The sequence below is a fragment of the Pseudomonas sp. FSL W7-0098 genome (assembly GCF_005930585.1).
Taxonomy (GTDB): domain Bacteria; phylum Pseudomonadota; class Gammaproteobacteria; order Pseudomonadales; family Pseudomonadaceae; genus Aquipseudomonas; species Aquipseudomonas bubulae.
This window is the reverse complement of the sequence record NZ_RXHW01000005.1, coordinates 153,442-171,549: the sequence shown is the minus strand read 5'-3', so window position 1 is coordinate 171,549 and position 18,108 is coordinate 153,442. Positions and strand designations below refer to the sequence as shown.

At 54.9% G+C, this 18,108-nt stretch carries 18 protein-coding genes, 1 tRNA gene and 1 pseudogene; 16 read left to right on the top strand and 4 right to left on the bottom strand.

From position 1 onward, the window contains the following. Positions 1-2: 2 nt before the first annotated feature. From FHL07_RS11140 to FHL07_RS11075, 14 genes are all read left to right on the top strand, one after another. Positions 3-749 (top strand): YebC/PmpR family DNA-binding transcriptional regulator, encoded by a 747-nt coding sequence (locus FHL07_RS11140; protein ID WP_016782226.1) that lies wholly within the window; start codon positions 3-5, stop codon positions 747-749. Between the two features lie 128 nt (positions 750-877). After that, a complete protein-coding gene (gene ruvC / locus FHL07_RS11135; RefSeq protein WP_029611572.1) occupies positions 878-1,402 on the top strand; it encodes a crossover junction endodeoxyribonuclease RuvC in 525 nt (174 codons plus the stop codon). A 110-nt stretch (positions 1,403-1,512) separates the two neighbouring features. Further along, positions 1,513-2,121 (top strand): Holliday junction branch migration protein RuvA, encoded by a 609-nt coding sequence (gene ruvA, locus FHL07_RS11130; protein WP_095001777.1) that lies wholly within the window; start codon positions 1,513-1,515, stop codon positions 2,119-2,121. Then, a complete protein-coding gene (gene ruvB, locus FHL07_RS11125) occupies positions 2,122-3,180 on the top strand; it encodes a Holliday junction branch migration DNA helicase RuvB (RefSeq protein ID WP_095001776.1) in 1,059 nt (352 codons plus the stop codon). Between the two features lie 137 nt (positions 3,181-3,317). Next, positions 3,318-3,785 (top strand): tol-pal system-associated acyl-CoA thioesterase, encoded by a 468-nt coding sequence (ybgC, locus tag FHL07_RS11120; RefSeq protein WP_016782230.1) that lies wholly within the window; start codon positions 3,318-3,320, stop codon positions 3,783-3,785. Then, positions 3,775-4,470, top strand: coding sequence for a protein TolQ (gene tolQ, locus FHL07_RS11115; protein ID WP_048363571.1), 696 nt, complete (start codon positions 3,775-3,777; stop codon positions 4,468-4,470). Before ybgC ends, tolQ begins: the two co-directional genes overlap by 11 nt. Positions 4,471-4,493: 23 nt before the next feature. Further along, positions 4,494-4,946, top strand: coding sequence for a protein TolR (tolR, locus tag FHL07_RS11110; RefSeq protein WP_162200692.1), 453 nt, complete (start codon positions 4,494-4,496; stop codon positions 4,944-4,946). Continuing rightward, positions 4,946-6,040 carry a cell envelope integrity protein TolA gene (tolA, locus tag FHL07_RS11105; RefSeq protein ID WP_095001775.1) on the top strand — a complete coding sequence of 365 codons (1,095 nt, stop codon included), beginning with the start codon at positions 4,946-4,948 and terminating at the stop codon, positions 6,038-6,040. Before tolR ends, tolA begins: the two co-directional genes overlap by 1 nt. A gap of 47 nt (positions 6,041-6,087) precedes the next feature. After that, on the top strand, positions 6,088-7,338 hold the full coding sequence (gene tolB / locus FHL07_RS11100) for a Tol-Pal system beta propeller repeat protein TolB (RefSeq protein WP_016782234.1): 1,251 nt from the start codon (positions 6,088-6,090) through the stop codon (positions 7,336-7,338). A gap of 55 nt (positions 7,339-7,393) precedes the next feature. After that, positions 7,394-7,894 (top strand): peptidoglycan-associated lipoprotein Pal, encoded by a 501-nt coding sequence (gene pal / locus FHL07_RS11095; RefSeq protein ID WP_003441254.1) that lies wholly within the window; start codon positions 7,394-7,396, stop codon positions 7,892-7,894. Between the two features lie 6 nt (positions 7,895-7,900). Next, positions 7,901-8,719: a tol-pal system protein YbgF gene (gene ybgF, locus FHL07_RS11090; RefSeq protein WP_095001774.1), complete on the top strand. Its 819-nt coding sequence runs from the start codon at positions 7,901-7,903 to the stop codon at positions 8,717-8,719. Between the two features lie 163 nt (positions 8,720-8,882). After that, positions 8,883-9,530, top strand: coding sequence for a 7-carboxy-7-deazaguanine synthase QueE (queE, locus tag FHL07_RS11085; protein WP_095001773.1), 648 nt, complete (start codon positions 8,883-8,885; stop codon positions 9,528-9,530). 1 nt (position 9,531) lies between these two features. Further along, the gene (queC, locus tag FHL07_RS11080) at positions 9,532-10,224 is read left to right on the top strand and encodes a 7-cyano-7-deazaguanine synthase QueC (protein ID WP_095001772.1); all 693 of its coding nucleotides are present in this window, start codon (positions 9,532-9,534) and stop codon (positions 10,222-10,224) included. 74 nt (positions 10,225-10,298) lie between these two features. Then, a tRNA-Lys gene (locus FHL07_RS11075) sits at positions 10,299-10,374 on the top strand. Positions 10,375-10,784: 410 nt separating this feature from the next. Here FHL07_RS11075 and FHL07_RS11070 read toward each other — a convergent pair. The 4 genes from FHL07_RS11070 to FHL07_RS11055 all read right to left on the bottom strand — a co-directional run bounded on the left by FHL07_RS11070 (position 10,785) and on the right by FHL07_RS11055 (position 15,818). Beyond that, the gene (locus FHL07_RS11070) at positions 10,785-12,074 is read right to left on the bottom strand and encodes an OprD family outer membrane porin (RefSeq protein ID WP_138738472.1); all 1,290 of its coding nucleotides are present in this window, start codon (positions 12,072-12,074) and stop codon (positions 10,785-10,787) included. A 99-nt stretch (positions 12,075-12,173) separates the two neighbouring features. After that, positions 12,174-13,433, bottom strand: coding sequence for a metal-dependent hydrolase family protein (locus FHL07_RS11065; RefSeq protein ID WP_095021333.1), 1,260 nt, complete (start codon positions 13,431-13,433; stop codon positions 12,174-12,176). Further along, positions 13,433-14,755, bottom strand: a complete 1,323-nt coding sequence (locus FHL07_RS11060) for an MFS transporter (protein ID WP_095019271.1) — start codon at positions 14,753-14,755, stop codon at positions 13,433-13,435. Before FHL07_RS11060 ends, FHL07_RS11065 begins: the two co-directional genes overlap by 1 nt. A 163-nt stretch (positions 14,756-14,918) precedes the next feature. Beyond that, the gene (locus tag FHL07_RS11055; protein ID WP_095019272.1) at positions 14,919-15,818 is read right to left on the bottom strand and encodes a LysR substrate-binding domain-containing protein; all 900 of its coding nucleotides are present in this window, start codon (positions 15,816-15,818) and stop codon (positions 14,919-14,921) included. Positions 15,819-16,164: 346 nt separating this feature from the next. Here FHL07_RS11055 and FHL07_RS11050 point away from each other — a divergent pair. Then, positions 16,165-16,575, top strand: a pseudogene (locus FHL07_RS11050) (tyrosine-type recombinase/integrase); the annotation flags it as partial. A gap of 245 nt (positions 16,576-16,820) precedes the next feature. Further along, complete coding sequence (locus FHL07_RS11045; protein ID WP_095019273.1) at positions 16,821-17,891, top strand: alpha/beta hydrolase family protein; 1,071 nt, start codon at positions 16,821-16,823, stop codon at positions 17,889-17,891. Positions 17,892-18,108 lie beyond the last annotated feature (217 nt).

The window sequence follows — 18,108 nt, the reverse complement described above, 5'->3', positions numbered from 1 at the left end:
TTATGGCAGGTCATTCTAAGTGGGCGAACATCAAGCACCGCAAAGAGCGTCAGGATGCCAAAAAAGGCAAGATTTTCACCAAGTGGATCCGTGAACTGACCGTTGCTGCCCGTCAAGGTGGCGGCGATCCGAGTTCCAATCCGCGCCTGCGTCTGGCGCTGGACAAGGCCCTTGGGGCGAACATGAGTCGCGATATTATTGATCGCGCCGTGGCCCGTGGTGCCGGTGCGGCTGATACCGATGACATGGTCGAATTGAGCTACGAAGGCTATGGCCCGGGTGGCGTAGCCGTAATGGTCGAGTGCATGACCGACAACCGTAACCGTACTGCTGCGGCTGTACGCCATGCGTTCAGCAAGTGTGGCGGCAACCTGGGTACTGACGGTTCTGTTGCCTATCTGTTCGAGCGCAAGGGCCAGATCTCCTATGCAGCCGGCGTTGATGAGGATGCCTTGATGGAAGCCGCGATGGAGGCCGATGCCGACGACGTGGTGACCAACGAAGATGGCTCCATCGATGTGTTCACGTCGTTCTCCAGCTTCTATGCCGTGCGTAACGCCCTGGAAGCGGCAGGGTTCAAGCCGACGGATGCTGAAATCGTCATGTTGCCGACCACCAGTGCCGAGCTTGATCTGGAGGGCGCAGAAAAGGTTCTCAAGTTGATCGACATGCTTGAAGACCTGGATGACGTCCAAAACGTCTACTCCAATGCTGAAATCCCTGACGCCGTCCTGGAACAGCTTGCCTGAGCGATTGCGTCAATCAAGAGGCCGGAGGTGCTCCGTCGCGACAATCGCGGCGCTGGGCACCTCCGGCTTCTGCCTTTAAGCTGTCCGGGTATGTGCCGGTGGGCATCACTTCATAAGCTGTAGGCGTTATGACTCTTATTCTTGGTATCGATCCGGGTTCGCGAATCACCGGTTATGGCGTCGTGCGAGACACTGGGCGTGGCTGTGTGTACGTGGCTTCGGGATGTATTCGTACGGGGAGCGGCGAACTGCATGAGCGGTTGCAGATCGTCTATCGTGGGGTGCGTGAGGTTATTCAGACGTACGGTCCTGTCACCATGGGCATCGAAAAGGTGTTTATGGCCCGCAATGCCGATTCGGCTCTCAAGCTGGGGCAGGCCAGGGGCGCGGCCATTGTTGCGGGAGCCGAAGAAAACCTGGAGATCGCCGAGTATTCGGCAACCCAGGTCAAGCAGGCGGTGGCGGGTACAGGTGGCGCCAATAAAGAACAGGTGATGATGATGGTCATGCACCTGCTCAAGCTGACCAGCAAGCCGCAAATCGATGCGTCGGATGCCCTTGCGATTGCCTTGTGCCATGCCCACACTCGCTCCAGCTTGCTGCCCCACGGGCTGGGTGCGGCCCGTAGCCGTGGCGGGCGTTTGCGGCTGTGAAACGCAATTTTTAACTGGATTGGGCTTCCTGGCAGGGCTTCATCTGTAATGATGCGGCTCTGTCTTTGTATTTGTCAGCCATTGATCTGGCCAGTGAAAGGATCTGAAACGTGATTGGACGCTTGCGCGGCACTCTGGCTGAAAAACAGCCGCCGCACCTGATTCTCGATGTAAACGGCTTGGGTTATGAGCTGGAAGTACCGATGACCACGCTTTATCGATTACCGTCTGTCGGCGAGCCACTGACCCTGCATACCCATCTTGTGGTTCGCGAAGACGCCCAGTTGCTCTATGGTTTCATAGGCAAGCGCGAGCGTGACTTTTTTCGTGAGCTGATCCGGCTCAACGGCGTCGGCCCCAAGCTGGCGCTGGCGTTGATGTCCAGCCTGGAAGTCGACGAGCTTGTGCGCTGTGTGCAGGCTCAGGACACATCGGCCTTGACCAAGGTTCCGGGGGTGGGCAAAAAGACCGCGGAACGACTGCTGGTAGAGTTGAAGGATCGTTTCAAGGCGTGGGAGCAAGTACCCAGCATGTTCGCCCTGGTCCCTAATCAGCCGGATGCTCCGGTGCCGGTCGCCAGCGCTGAAAGTGATGCGGTGAGTGCCTTGATCTCCCTGGGCTATAAGCCTCAGGAAGCGAGCAAGGCGGTTTCTGCGATCAAGGATAAAACGTTGAGCAGTGAAGACATGATTCGCCGAGCCCTCAAGGGGATGATTTAAGTGATTGAAGCTGATCGACTGATTACAGCCTCAAGCGGGCGGGACCGGGAAGAAGTTCAGGATCGGGCGATTCGGCCTCTGAGCCTGGCCGACTATATTGGCCAGCCCACCGTTCGCGAGCAGATGGAGCTGTTTATCCAGGCTGCGCGCGGGCGTGCCGAATCGCTGGATCACACATTGATCTTTGGGCCGCCCGGGCTGGGCAAGACGACGCTGGCCAACATCATCGCCCAGGAAATGGGCGTATCGATCAAGAGCACTTCCGGGCCTGTTCTGGAGCGCCCGGGTGATCTGGCTGCGCTGCTGACCAACCTTGAGCCCCATGATGTGCTCTTTATCGATGAAATCCATCGCCTTTCACCCATTGTCGAGGAAGTGCTTTACCCGGCCATGGAGGACTTCCAGCTCGATATCATGATTGGCGAAGGGCCGGCTGCGCGTTCCATCAAACTCGATCTGCCGCCTTTTACCCTGGTGGGGGCGACCACGCGCGCCGGGATGCTGACCAACCCGTTGCGTGATCGTTTCGGGATTGTTCAGCGACTGGAGTTCTATAGTACTGACGACCTGGCGACGATTGTCAGTCGCTCGGCGGGTATCTTCGGTTTGCCGCTCGACCCTGAAGGTGCGTATGAAATTGCCCGGCGGGCTCGCGGGACACCGCGTATCGCCAACCGTTTGCTGCGTCGTGTGCGGGATTTTGCCGAGGTGCGTGCCAAGGGGCATATCACCAAGCCGGTCGCTGACCTGGCGTTGAACCTGCTGGACGTAGATGAGCATGGTTTTGATCATCAGGACCGGCGATTGCTGCTGACCATGATCGAGAAGTTCGATGGCGGGCCTGTGGGAGTCGATAGCCTTGCCGCAGCAATCAGCGAAGAGCGTCATACGATTGAAGACGTGCTGGAGCCGTATCTGATTCAGCAGGGGTACATCATGCGTACGCCGCGTGGTCGCGTTGTGACCCGGCATGCGTATTTGCACTTTGGTTTAAACATTCCGTCACGATTAGGCGATATGCCTGTGGTAGACGAATTTCTGAATGCTTTGGATGATTAATAAGCCGTTAGCGGTCGATTTTTTTAAGGTTTTTGCTGTCTCAAGGACTGGCGCTGAAAATCTTCGGTCATAAAGGCCAAGAAGCGTAAAAAACAGTGGTTTGGCGGATTGGCAACCTGAGGAGTAAGCACTAGAGTATGCGCGCGCAAAACAGGCTTGAGCCGTTCGCACATCGCTGTCGCGTTTATTACGAGGACACCGATGCGGGTGGCGTCGTGTATTACGTAAATTATCTAAAGTTTATGGAGCGGGCTCGAACCGAAAGGCTGCGGGAATTGGGGTTTGCCCAGTCCGCGCTGGCAGGCGAGAACCTGTTATTTGTCGTGCATTCCAGCGAGGCGCGCTACCACGCACCGGCGCGACTGGACGACGAACTGTTGGTAAGTGCGCAAGTGATGGAACTCAACCGTGCCAGCCTGCGTTTCAAGCAGCAGGTCTGGCGGGCTGCAGATGCAACGCTGCTCTGTGAAGGGCAGTTTTTGGTGGCCTGTGTGCGCGCCGATAGTTTTAAACCCCGAGCCATTCCCGAAGCTCTACGTACGGCCTTTGCCGACGTGAGCGGCGCGGGTAAACATTTAGAGCAGGAGATAAAGCGTGGAAGCTAACGTCGTCGACCATTCCTCCATGTGGAGCTTGGTCAGCAATGCCAGCATTGTTGTGCAGTTGGTAATGTTGACCCTGCTGGCCGCATCGGTTACCTCGTGGGTCATGATTTTTCAGCGCAGCACCATGTTGCGCGCCGGTCGACGTGCCCTTGAAAGCTTTGAAGAGCGTTTTTGGTCGGGTATCGACCTGTCGAAACTGTATCGTCAGGCAGGTAGCAATCCGGATCCGGACTCGGGCGTGGAACAAATCTTTCGTGCCGGTTTCAAAGAGTTCTCGCGTCTGCGTCAGCAGCCGGGCGTTGATCCTGAAGCGGTTATGGAAGGTGTGGCGCGTGCCATGCGCGTGGCCATCTCCCGTGAAGAAGAAAAGCTTGAACAAAGCTTGCCGTTCCTGGCCACCGTTGGTTCCGTAAGCCCGTATATCGGCCTGTTCGGTACCGTATGGGGCATCATGAACTCCTTCCGTGGCCTGGCCACTGCCCAGCAGGCAACACTGGCGACTGTAGCGCCAGGCATTGCCGAAGCACTGATCGCAACGGCCATCGGCTTGTTCGCGGCCATCCCGGCAGTTATTGCTTACAACCGTTTTGCTGCCCGTAGCGAAACGCTGATCGGCCGCTACTACACCTTCGCCGATGAATTCCAGGCGATCCTGCACCGCAAAGTGCACACCAGCGAAGAATAAGCAGGTAATTTCCAATGGCTTTAATCGCTCGAGCGCGTAAAAAGCGCAAGCCGGTCGCCGAGATGAACGTAGTGCCTTACATCGACGTGATGCTGGTGCTGCTGGTCATTTTCATGGTGACCGCACCGATGCTCAACCAGGGTGTGAAGGTTGATTTGCCCAAGGTCTCCAGCGAGGCTTTGCCGCAAGACAACAATACCCAGGTTCTGACCATTTCGATCAAGGCTGACAAGACCTATTTCTGGAACCTTGGCAGCGAAGTCGACACCGACAAGCAGATGGACAAGGCAATGACCTTGCCCCAGATGACTGACGCCGTGACCAAGATCATCCGCGCAGGCAATGAAGGCGGCAAGCACACCCAGGTGTTTATTCGCGGTGACAAGACCGTGGATTACGGGGCGGTAATGGGGGCTATGGGTGGTCTGCAGAAGGCCGGGGTCGGTAACGTTGGCTTGATAACCGAGGCTCCCTGATGCGCGAACAGCGGGAGCCGTCCGCCTCTGAAAACTATTTTTGGCCTGCAGTCTGGGCGGTAGGGTTGCACGTCCTGATTTTTGGCCTGCTGTTTGTCAGCTTTGCCATGACTCCGGAACTGCCGCCTTCCAAACCGATTGTTCAGGCGACCTTGTACCAGCTCAAGTCCAAAAGTCAGGCGACCACCCAGACCAATCAAAAGATTGCGGGTGAGGCGAAGAAATCCGCCGCGCGCCAGACCGAAGTCGAGCAGATGGAACAAAAGAAGGTTGAGCAGGAAGCTGTAAAAGCTGCGGAACAAAAGAAAGAAGAGGCTGCCGAAAAAGCTGCAGAAGCCAAGAAGGCTGACGAAGCCAAAGCGAGCGAGGCCAAAAAGGCAGACGAGGCGAAGAAGGCTGATGAAGCCAAGAAAGCCGATGATGCCAAAAAGGCCACTGAAGCCAAAAAAGCCGAAGAGAAAAAACTGGCTGACATAGCCAAGAAAAAATCCGAGGAAGAGGCCAAGAAGGCTGCGGAAGAAGAGGCCAAGAAAAAGGCCGCGGAAGACGCCAAGAAAAAAGCGGCTGAAGATGCGAAGAAAAAAGCAGCTGAAGACGCCAAGAAAAAGGCCGTAGCAGACGAGGCGAAAAAGAAATCCGCCGAAGATGCGAAGAAAAAGGCCGCTGCCGATGCCGCCAAGAAAAAGGCCGTGGAAGCAGCTCGTAAATCGACCGAAGAGAAAAAGGCGCAAGCCTTGGCTGATTTGCTTTCCGATACGCCGCAACGCCAGCAGGCGCTGGCAGATGAGCAAGGGGATGAGGTCGCCGGCAGTTTCGATGACTTGATTCGTGCTCGTGCAGCAGAAGGGTGGGCCCGTCCGCCATCGGCGCGCAAAAACATGACAGTGGTGCTGCAGATCGGCATGTTGCCAGATGGTACGGTAACCTCTGTTACGGTTGCCAAATCCAGCGGTGACGGACCGTTCGACAGCTCCGCAGTGGCAGCGGTCAAGAATATTGGCCGTTTAACGGAAATGCAGGGTATGAAGCCCAGCGATTTTAATCCTTATCGATCGTTCAAGATGACATTCACACCTGAGGATCTAGCCTTGTGATTAAACTTTTTCGAGGACTGCTGGTCGTCGTCTGCTGCCTGGCAGGGATGGCTGTAGCAGATGAAAAGAACATCCTGGTCACCAGTGGCAGCGATCGGGCAACGCCAATTGCCGTAGTCCCTTTTGGTTGGCAGGGCGGTACAGTGCTGCCGGACGACATGGCTGAAATTATCGGCAATGACCTGCGCAACTCGGGTTACTACGCGCCGATTCCAAAGCAGAACATGATCGGCTTGCCTACCCAGGCCAGCGAAGTCATTTTCCGCGACTGGAAAGCCCTGGGTGCCCAGTACGTAATGGTAGGCAATATCGTGCCGGCAGGCGGTCGCCTGCAGGTGCAATACGCCTTGTTCAACGTTGCAACCGAGCAGCCAGTACTGACTGGCAGTGTGTCGGGCACGGCTGAACAGCTGCGGGACATGGCGCATTACATCTCCGATCAGTCGTTTGAAAAGCTGACCGGTATCAAAGGTGCATTCTCCACCCGTCTTCTTTACGTGACGGCCGAGCGTGCCAGTGCCACCAACACTCGTTACACCCTGCAACGTTCGGACTACGACGGTGCTCGTGCCGTGACCCTGCTGCAATCCCGTGAGCCGATCCTGTCGCCGCGTTTTGCGCCCGATGGCAAACGCATCGCTTATGTGTCGTTCGAGCAGAAACGTCCTCGCATCTTCGTGCAGAACATTGATACCGGCCGCCGTGAGCAGATCACCAATTTCGAAGGTCTGAACGGTGCGCCAGCATGGTCGCCGGACGGCTCGAAACTGGCGTTCGTATTGTCCAAGGACGGTAATGCCGAGATCTATGTGATGGATCTGGCTTCCCGAGGGTTGACTCGTGTTACCAACAACCCTGCAATTGATACAGAGCCTTTCTGGGGTAAAGATGGTTCTACCATCTATTTCACCTCCGACCGTGGCGGCAAACCACAGATCTACAAGACCAACGTTGGCAGCGGTAACGCAGAGCGCGTGACCTTTATCGGCAACTACAACGCCAGTCCTAAGCTTTCGGCTGACGAAAAGACCCTGGTAATGATCCATCGTCAGGACGGCTTCACCAATTTCCGTGTTGCGGCGCAAGATTTGCAGCGTGGAAGCGTGAAAATCCTCACAGATACCAACCTTGATGAGTCTGCTACTGTTGCGCCCAACGGCACCATGGTAATCTACGCCACCCGCCAGCAGGGCCGGGGAGTCTTGATGCTCGTGTCCATTAATGGACGCGTAAGGCTCCCTCTTCCTACCGCTCAAGGCGAAGTCAGAGAACCTTCCTGGTCCCCTTACCTGAACTGACGTGGTGATAGCTTTACGTTGCACATAACACTTGGGGTTCATTAGGAGTTTTACGATGGAAATGCTGAAGTTTGGTAAATTTGCTGCGCTGGCACTGGCCATGGCTGTAGCTGTAGGTTGCTCGTCCAAAGGCGGCGACAATGCCGGTGAAGGCGCTGCTGTTGATCCAAACGCTGGTTACGGCGCAAACACTGGCGCTGTTGATGGTTCCCTGAGCGAAGAAGCTGCTCTGCGCGCTATCACTGTTTTCTACTTCGAATACGATTCTTCGGACCTGAAACCAGAAGCAATGCGCGCTCTGGACGTTCACGCCAAAGACCTGAAAGCTAACGGCGCTCGCGTTGTTCTGGAAGGTAACACTGACGCCCGTGGTACTCGTGAGTACAACATGGCACTGGGCGAGCGTCGTGCGAAAGCCGTTCAACGCTACCTGGTACTGCAAGGCGTTTCTCCAGCACAGCTGGAGCTGGTGTCCTACGGTAAAGAGCGTCCAATCGCTACTGGCAACGACGAACAGTCGTGGGCTCAAAACCGTCGCGTCGAACTGCGTAAGTAATTCGTCATGCGAACGTGCCGCCGTGCTGTAACTATTCTGACTCTCAGCCTCCTGCCGCTATCGGCATGGGCTGCGGTTCCTGTGGTCGATGACAACTCTGGCTATAACAATAGCGGGGGGAGTTATCCGTCACCGGGTTATGGTGCGAGCGGCGCCTATGCCGGGGGAGGGGTTTCGACCCCTGTCTCGGCACAGGGCGAGCTGTTCAACCAGCTGCAACAAATGCAGGAACAGATTGCACGCCAACAGGGTGTGATTGAAGTTCTGCAGAACGACATTTCGCGCATGAAACAAGAAAGCCTGGAGCGATACCAGGAACTTGATCGGCGTATTGGTGCTGGCATTGCTCCTGCTGCCGCCCCTGATAATTCTTCTGCTGGTGGCGCTAATGCCGCCGGTAATACAGCAGCGCCTGCTTCCCAGGCCGCTGCCAGTGCCGAGCCTGGCGATCCGGCGAAAGAGAAGCTCTATTACGATGCTGCTTTCGACCTGATCAAAGCCAAGGACTTCGACAAGGCCAGCCAGGCATTTACTGCCTTTCTGCGCAAATACCCCAACAGTCAGTACGCGGGTAACGCCCAGTACTGGTTGGGAGAAGTAAACCTGGCCAAAGGTGATTTGCAAGCGGCAGGCCAGGCCTTTGCCAAGGTCAGCCAGTTGTACCCTAAGCATGCCAAAGTGCCGGACTCGCTCTACAAGCTTGCTGATGTAGAGCGTCGCCTGGGCCATACCGATAAGGTAAAAGGCATTCTGCAGCAGGTTGTGGCCCAGTATCCAGGCACTTCCGCTGCACAGTTGGCGCAACGCGATTTGCAGCGTATGTAAGCAATAACCGGCTTTAATCGAGAAACCCGCGCCTGTCGCGGGTTTTTTCGTTAGAATCCACGCCCTTTTATGAAATACGCTCTTCTGGATCCTGCGCGAGCAGATTTTTTGGAGTGCCTGACGGAGGCGGACAGCCTGTTTAGCTGTTACGCCCGTGGCGAATATGCAAGACACATTGAGAATTACCGAAGTTTTTTACTCGTTGCAGGGTGAAACGCGGACGGCTGGCCTGCCCACCGTTTTTGTGCGCCTGACTGGCTGCCCTTTGCGCTGCGGTTACTGTGACAGCGCTTATGCCTTCAGTGGCGGGACTGTGCGCCCTCTGGACGACATTCTTGAGCAGGTTGCCGGCTTTCGCCCGCGTTATGTGTGCGTGACAGGCGGCGAGCCGCTGGCCCAGCCCAATGCCATTCCTCTACTTAAGCAGCTCTGCGATGCGGGCTATGAAGTCTCGATCGAGACCAGTGGTGCGCTGGATATCTCGGCGGTAGATCCGCGCGTCAGTCGCGTGCTGGATTTGAAAACGCCGGGCTCCAAGGAGTCCCACCGCAACCTCTACGAAAACATCGCCCTGTTGACGCCCAACGACCAGGTCAAGTTTGTGATCTGCTCGCGGGAAGACTATGACTGGGCAGTGTCCAAGTTGATTGAATACGGGCTGGAGCGACGTGCAGGCGAAGTACTGTTTTCGCCGAGCCACCATGACCTGTCAGCCCGTGACCTGGCCGACTGGATCGTGGCGGATAACCTGCCAGTACGTTTGCAAATGCAGCTGCACAAATATCTGTGGAATGACGAGCCGGGGCGCTGAAATGACTGAACAAACTGTTGTCACTGAAAAACGGGCCGTGATCCTGCTGTCTGGCGGCCTTGACTCGGCAACCGTCGTGGCCATGGCTCGTGCCGAGGGCTACAGCTGCTACACCATGAGCTTTGACTACGGTCAGCGCCATCGTGCTGAACTGGACGCTGCTGCACGTGTTGCACGGGATCTGGGGGCTGTTGAGCATAAAGTTATCGGCCTGAACCTGGACGGCATGGGTGGCTCGGCATTGACCGACAGCTCCATAGATGTGCCCGAGGCCCCGAGTGAAGGCATTCCGGTTACTTATGTTCCGGCACGCAATACCGTGTTCCTGTCCTTGGCGCTGGGTTGGGCAGAAGTGCTGCAGGCGCGAGATATTTTTATCGGTGTCAATGCGGTGGACTACTCGGGTTACCCGGACTGCCGTCCAGAGTTTATCGAGGCCTTTGAGGTCATGGCCAACCTGGCGACCAAGGCCGGAGTAGAGGGGCAGGGCTTCAGTATCAAGGCGCCTCTGCAAAACCTGAGCAAGGCACAAATCGTACAGGCTGGTATAAAGCTGGGCGTGGACTATTCGCTGACAGTTTCCTGCTACCAGGCTGACAATCAAGGGCGTGCCTGTGGCAAATGCGACAGTTGCCGTTTGCGTGCAGAAGGCTTTGCAGCTGCCGGAATTAGCGACCCAACCCGTTATTTTTGAATTATTTCCGATTTATTTCTGAGCGGGTATTGAATTCTCGTTAGAAATCAGTATTATACGCCCCACAACGAAGCGGGTCGTTAGCTCAGTTGGTAGAGCAGTTGGCTTTTAACCAATTGGTCGTAGGTTCGAATCCCACACGACCCACCATATCGCTACACCAAAACAGCCGGTCTAGTCCTCAGGATTAACCGGCTTTTTTGTGTCTGGGATTTGGTAGGGCGGGGGCTGGAAGGTGTACAAAGCACAACACACACTTTGCAGACATGCAGCCGTCTGAGTCGAACACTAATTTCGACTTCAGGTGATGTCAATATGGAGCGGTCGAGTTATTGGCTGTTTTTAGCGATTTAAGCAATGTCTGTCGGAAGGTGGATTTTGCTGTTGCAGGAACATTCTTTTTGCTCTGCAAAGCGTTTCAGATGATTGCTACCTTGAGCTTACATAAAGGACGCTGTCAGCAAAGTGGAACTGCACCTGAAGACTACGAATAAATCTACCCACAGACATTACTGGTTCGCTATAGATTTGAGTCAATAGTTGAGCGTGCCGACCCATGTTTACCAAAGAGCTAGGGAATAGCTTACCGTCATCCGGTTTTGGTCGACATCGCCTCCTATGTCGCTGCGCAAACTGGAGTTGCGCCACGTAACACCAACGCCTTTGAACCCGCCACTTTGCACGACATAACCGACAATAAAGTCACGCTCCCATTCTTCGGCACCGCGTATCTGCTTGATTTGATCACCCTTGAGGTACGCGAGGTTGGCGGTAATGCCTGGCATGCCGAGTGATGCGAAGTCATAGCCGTATTGGCCCAGGACCGTGCGTTCACCCGCATAATTGAAGCTTGCCGTCATGCGGTCGGTAATCAAGTACAACGAAGTTCCGCCCGCGTCCTTATCAACCAAACTGCCTTGGTTGAGTTGAACAAAGTTGCTGTTGTCCGAGACCTCCTGATAGCCGAGGCTAAAAGCATGGCCGCCAACGCCATAGGTAAACATCGAACTCCAGGTATTGTTGTCAATCTTCCCGTCGCCGTTCTTTGTGAAGCCCGAAGTTCTGTAACCGGGAGCACCCATGGCGTTCGCCCCATTGCCACGTGTCCTGAACCAGCGCAAATCGGTTTTGAGTGACTGCCCACTGTCAAATTTCAGGCTGTGCATGGCGCCGAGGAAGTTTTGGTTGTAATAGTCTTCCAGATTGGCGAAATAGTACTGTAGCAACACGTTGTCGAATGGGGTGTAGTTCCCTCCGACAAAGCGGAATTTATTGCTCTGGCGTGTACCGCCTGCGACTGCGAGGCCGGTGGTATCACTGGACATTCGGCCGGTGGCATGCTCGATCTGCCCGGCCGTAAGGCTAAGGTTGTCAATATCCTTTGATGTAACCATGGCGCCTTCAAAGAGCTGCGGCATAAGCCGGCCATCGTTGGCGGAGATCACTGGCAAAGACGGTAGAAGCGTTCCGACACGAGCTTCGGTTTTGGCAAACTGCAGTTTTCCGGTTAAGCCCCCACGGCTGAAGTCGTCGACCGCTTGGCCATTTCGTTTACGGGGAAACAGAGCGCCAGGGCCGGAAGAATCAAGCTTGACTGCATAGGTGCCAATGACATCCAGCCCCAGACCAATGGTTCCTGTTGTGAAGCCAGACTTTACGTTGAGTACGAATGCCTGCCCCCATTCATCGACGGTAGCCTTATGTGTATCACGAGTGTCGCTGTTGTAATAAAAGTTTCTCAAGTCGAGAGTTGCCTTGCTGTCCTCAATGAAACCGGCGCCATTCGCAGTTTCCAACAATGAGCCAAGCACAGCCGTACCCAAGGCAAAACCCTGTAGTTGCTTTTTCATTAACTGATTTCCTGAATGCACTGAATTTTGTAGCAACTCACAATGGCTGCGTTATTGTTGGCATCCGTTGCATGGGGGGAGCCCCGAAGTTCGCAACTACTACGTAAGTGTGTTTTTCTTAATACTGCCGTCCTGGATAATCATCGCCAGGTTTTCACCCTGACCGATCAGGCAATCGATATCCGTGAGCGGATTGCCGTTGACTACCAGCAAGTCGGCCAGCGCTCCTGGGGCGATACAGCCCAGTTCCCCTTCACGTTGTAATATCTGTGCAGCCACGGTTGTGGCGCTTCGCAAGGCGGCAAGATTGCCCAGGATTTCGGCGCGTATTTTCAGTTCATGCGTTTGGTACTCATGCATCTCACCCAGCAAGTCGGAACCATAACCCATCGGTACGTCCGCTTCGGCGAAAAGCCGCAAAGCATTGCGCCCGGCCAGGCGCACTTCTTCGATCTTGGCGACAGACTCTTGCGCCAATCCGAAGCGTGCACCGTGCTCCGCCAGCATTTCGTAAGTGACTTGAGTCGGTACTGCGAAGGCGTTTCGCTCTGCCATCAGGCGGGCGGTGTCAGCGTCAACCAGATTGCCGTGTTCTATGGTCCGTACGCCGCATTCAATGGCACGTCGAATCGCACGGGGAGTGTAGGCATGAGCCATTACATAAGTGTTGGCGGCTTCGGCTTCATCTACGATTGCGCGGATTTCTGCCTCACTGTATTGCGTATTGGCGATGGGGTCTGTGGGAGACGCCACGCCGCCAGACGCCATGATCTTGATCTGGCTGGCCCCTTGCTGAAGCTCTTCGCGTACAGCCAGGCGGACGTTGTCGACACCGTCCACAATTCGTGCGATGGCTCCGGCCCGGAAGCAGCACGAGCAGGGTTCGTTAAGCAGTAACGAGCCCCGAGCGCGCATGTCGCCGTGACCACCCGTCTGCGATAGCGCCTTGCCTGAGGCGAAAATCCGCGGTCCGGGAACCAGTCCAAGCTCGATTGAGCGGGCAAGTGCCCAATCGGCGCCTCCTGCATCACGTACAGTGGTGAAGCCTCGGCCAAGCATTGCCTCGAGAATCGGCAGGGCTCGGTACATGATGATGGCATTCGGTTGTAGTGCATTGAGGCCCAGATTAGCGTTGGACGCAAGCACATGTACGTGACAATCGATCATGCCAGGCATAAGGGTCTTGCCGTTCAGATCATAGGCTTGTACGCCAGCCTCGGGCACCCTGCTTTGGGGGCGTACAGCGATAATTCGATCGCCCTCGATCAGCACTTCCTGGCCGGCAATCAATCGGCCTTGCTGCAAGTCGAGTAGTTGGCCGTTGCGCAGAATCAAGCGGTTAGAGGTCTGAGTATTCACTAGTAAGCTCCCGTCAGGGTAGGGCGCAATGCAGGCTCATGGTCGCGGTATAGCATCGCGCCGATACTGCTGATGAGCGCCGCAAACATGATGTAGAAGGCCGGTGAGACATTTGAGCCCGTTTGGGCGATCAGCCAGGTGATGGTGAAGGTCGCAAAGCCGCCAAAGATGGTCACTGCGACGTTGTAGGCCACCGAAAGTCCTGTTGAAAGCACGTGGGTTGGAAGCAATTCTCCGAAGGCTGCGAGTATCGAACCGATGTAACCGGCGATTAGCACGCCGAGTACTAACTCGAACACCAGTAATGAAATCAGCCCAGGCATCTGGTTGATGTAGACAAACATCGGATACACCGTGACGAAGATGGCCAAGGCCGACCACAGCAGCCACGGACGACGGCCATATCGGTCTGCCAGCGCGCCGACGATCGGAGTGACGATAATCAACACGGCGCCACCCATCATTCCGGCACAAAACCCCATCCAGGAAGGCAGTTGCAGCACTCGTGTGGAGTACGACGGGATGTAAAACAGAATGGCGTAGGTACAGACAGTCCAAAGCACCACGAGCGAAAAGCTGATTAAGGTCTGGCGCGGGTACGTGCGCAATACCTCACGAAGAGGAGAGTCGACAGGCTTGGATTCGGTGTAGGCGGGAGTTTCGTCAATCCGGCTGCGGATGTAGAACCCGATTGGACCGATCAGGGTGCCAATGATAAACGGTACGCGCCAACCCCAACTTTCCAATTGTGCCTGCGTCAGGTAGCTCGACAGTGCTGCGCCCAGTGCAGAGCCGAGCAGCACCGCGACACCGATGCTCGCCTGAATCCAGCTGGAGTAGTATGCCTTGCGGCCGGCGGGTGCATGCTCGATCAAGAAGGCAGTGGCACTCCCCATCTCGCCACCGGCAGAAAAGCCCTGTAGTAATCGCGCCAACACGATCAGTATGGGGGCCATGAGGCCAATCTGAGCATAGCTGGGGGTTATCGCGATGATCAGTGTGCCTAGAGCCATCAGCAGGATGGTCAGAGACAAGGCGGCTTTGCGCCCGTGCTTGTCCCCATAAACACCAATGACAATGCCGCCAACAGGGCGCATGAAAAATCCCACGCCGAATGTGGCCAGGGCAATTAGGTAAGAAGTGAGTTCGTTATCGGTGGGGAAGAATACCTTAGCGATAATGACCGAAAAAAAACTATAAACGGTGAAGTCAAACCACTCCAGACCGTTGCCGATTACAGTGGCAACAATGGCGCGACGAGCCTGTTTGTTGTGTGTTGCCGTTGTGTTTATTTTTATAGTGTTCACGAATGGCTCCTGCATGCATCACGCGCAGGGATTGACCCTGCAGTATTGGAGGAGAGTCGATTTAGGTGCGAATCAATCGAGTCTCGTGCCCTTTGATTGAGAATAAAGGGAGCCTCAAAAGACGGAAAACGCTTATTACGCAGGTTTGCATGCGTCAGGCGCATGCAAATGTTAAGGGCTAAATTGCAATTGTACTCATCATCCACTTCTCGAACGCGCGCGCAGCGCGGCTGGGAACCTGTCCCTGGGGATTGAGCAGGTAATAACCGCCACCGGCTGCACCCGCATGCACGTTGCACGCAGGAACCAGCGCGCCGGAGCGCAGATGACGGTCGATCATCGGGCGCCAGCCTAATACGATCCCATGTCCGGCAATGGCCAGATCTACCAATACCGGATAGTGGTTGACGCTCATGCGCTGCCGGATCAGCGACGCATCAACACCGTAGTAACTAAACCAGTCAACCCAGGAAAGCCATTTGCGCTGCCCGTCTTCCAGCATCAACAAGCGGTGCTCAGTCAACTGCTCCGGTTCCAGTACTTCGCCCTTGAGAAAATCCGGCGAGCAATAGGCCCCCACGGATTCGACGAACAGTAACCGGCTGTCGAACCCTGGCGGTGATGGCTTGCGCAGGAAATACAGAGCCAAGTCGAATTCGGCACGAACCAGTGATTCCAGACTGTCTACAACACGTAATCGGATCTCCACTGAGGGGAATTCATCAGAGTAACGACCTAGTAAAGGCCCGAGCCACAAAGCAGCCACACCACTTGAGCTGGCCAAGGTCAACTCCTGCTCTCCGGTGTGGGTAATGACCTGTGCTGTTGCTTCTGCGCAATGCGTCAGTACTCGGAGCACCTCCTCAGCATAAATCTGACCTGCCACGGTCAAATGAATACGCTTGTGCTCTCGGCGAAACAGCGCACGACCAAGAAACTCCTCCAGTTGCGCAACTTGCCGACTGATCGCGCTTTGTGTCAGATGAAGCTCGGCCGCGGCGCGAGTGAAGCTGCCGTGTCGTACGGTGGCTTCGAATGCGATTAGGTTTTGCAGCGGGGGAAGAGGTTCTATACGCATGGTTCGTCCGAAATGTATCGCAGGATGGAGGCTTCGATGGGGCTACAAAGGTCGAAGCGTAAGCCAATGCTACAAGCTTGCGTACGCACTGGCGCTGTAACTTTTACTAGCTCTCAATCTCGTGCTTCGTTGAATTGAACAACCGACCTTGGCCGGTTAGGGAGCGTTTCTCCGATTAGCCATCTTTGTTCCCCCCACACGTGGAGGACCTGTCATGAACATCAACGCTACCTGCAGCCGTCAGCCCTGGCACAAAGGAAAACTGGTCGGGGAGAAAACCCCACTCCGACTGAGAGATGTCTGGGCCATCCGAGTAAGGTTTCAAATTGCGTAAAGAACCCGTGATCTGGCTCTCTTCGATCTGGCCATCGACAGCAAGCTTCGAGCCTGCGACTTAACCAAGCTCTGCGTGTGCGATGTCGCTCATGGCGAGCACGCATTAGCACGAGCCATGGTGATGCAGCAGAAAACGCGGCAGCCGGTGCAGTTTGATATCACTGAGCAAACACGGTCTGCTCTCACGGCCTGGATACATTGGGCCCAGCTACGCAGCGAGGACTGCCTTTTTCCTAGCCGGCTGCATACTTCAGACCATCTATCTACTCGTCAATACGCTCGTATCGTCAATGGCAGGGTGAAAGCTGTGGGCCTTGATCCAACCATGTATGGCACGCACACAATGAGAAGTACGAAGGCATCACTGATCTATCGCAGGACGAAGAATCTGCGGGCGGTTCAGTTGCTTCTCGGCCATACGTAGCCTCTCGAAGGCTTCTAAGAAGCTAGGGGTGATTAATGATGACGGGCGCCGCACATGGCTGGGGCCTGGCAAGGACGGAGCGCCGAGTAATTTGAGGTCGAAAAAATGGGGTTAGCCTGACCGGTGTGAACGCTCCCGTCCTTGCGCAAAGCATTGCAGTCACGAACCATAAGCTCTGCTTCGTCTGGCGCTGACGATTTGGGCTAGTTGGCCGGAGCTCATGAAACGAAAAGGTAGTGACTATGAATAAAGTAATCTGGGCGAAGCGTAATCGCGGATGGTTGATTTCCGTCGTTTGTCTCGCCATGGTAATCGCTTTTGTTGTTCTATCCCGTCTTGACACTTATGGCCTGGATAGCAGAGTAAGTGAGCCTTTTGCATTCGAAGCAAATGGACTGCTCCTGGCGGGTACGCTCTGGCTTCCTGACCAAACTACAACCGCGGCAGTCGTTCTAGTCCATGGGGATGGCCCACAAGATCGCACATCACAGCAGGGTTTCGATCCACTCATCAACGCTCTTCTTGATGCAGGCATTGCAGTTGTATCGTGGGACAAACCAGGCATTGGGGATTCGCAAGGGAATTGGCTCAATCAATCGATGACTGACCGCTCTGTTAACGTGCGCAGCGCGATTTCTACCCTGCGCAACAAGTTTCAAGGGATTCCTGTGGGTGTTCTTGGGTTTTCGCAAGCCGGTTGGGTACTACCCCGCCTTAAGCCGAATAGTGCGGACTTTATTGTACTTGTCGGAGGTGCCGTATCTTGGCAACGGCAAGGAGACTATTACACCAGGCAGCGGTTGCAGCGCACAGGGATGTCTCAGCCTGACATTGAGCGAGTGATGGCGGAGATTGCCGCAGATGACGAACGTTTGTTTGCCTCTTCGCAAGTGCCGTCAGCAGCCCTTCTGGGCGATATGAGCCCCGAGCGGTGGGCTTTTGTGCGACGAAATCTTCACGAAGATGCAACCCATGATTTGAAAGAACTCGAGATTCCATTGCTTGCGTTGTGGGGGGCGGAAGATTTGAATGTAAACTCTGAGGTCAATGCAGATATTTACCGAAAGACTGTAGGAGGCAATCATCCCGCAAACCGGATTGAAGTCATACCGAATGCAAGTCATGGACTCTTGAGGGCGGATCCCTACAACACACAACTAACCAGCGAATGGCCCTGGCTAACCACGCTGAGATTCCTGATGGAAGGTCGTCATGCCTACGCCCCCGGTGCCCTTGAAACGATAACCGAGTGGGTTCATGCAAGAGTGGGCGTAACTGAGGCACGCTCACAAGCAGATACGCGACACATTTAGTGGGTGACCTGAAATGAATCGCCACTGGTTTGGCCGAAAGCTGTCCTTCGTTACAGGCAGCTATCGGCTAAAAGTGCTCATAGGTTGCTTATAAAAAAGCAAGGCAACTCAATTGATAAGGTTGATTTTTCTATTGAATAAATTTACAGCTCTATCGAGTGCTGATTAAAATAAAATAAAATAAAATAAAATAAAATAAAATAAAATAAAATTTAAA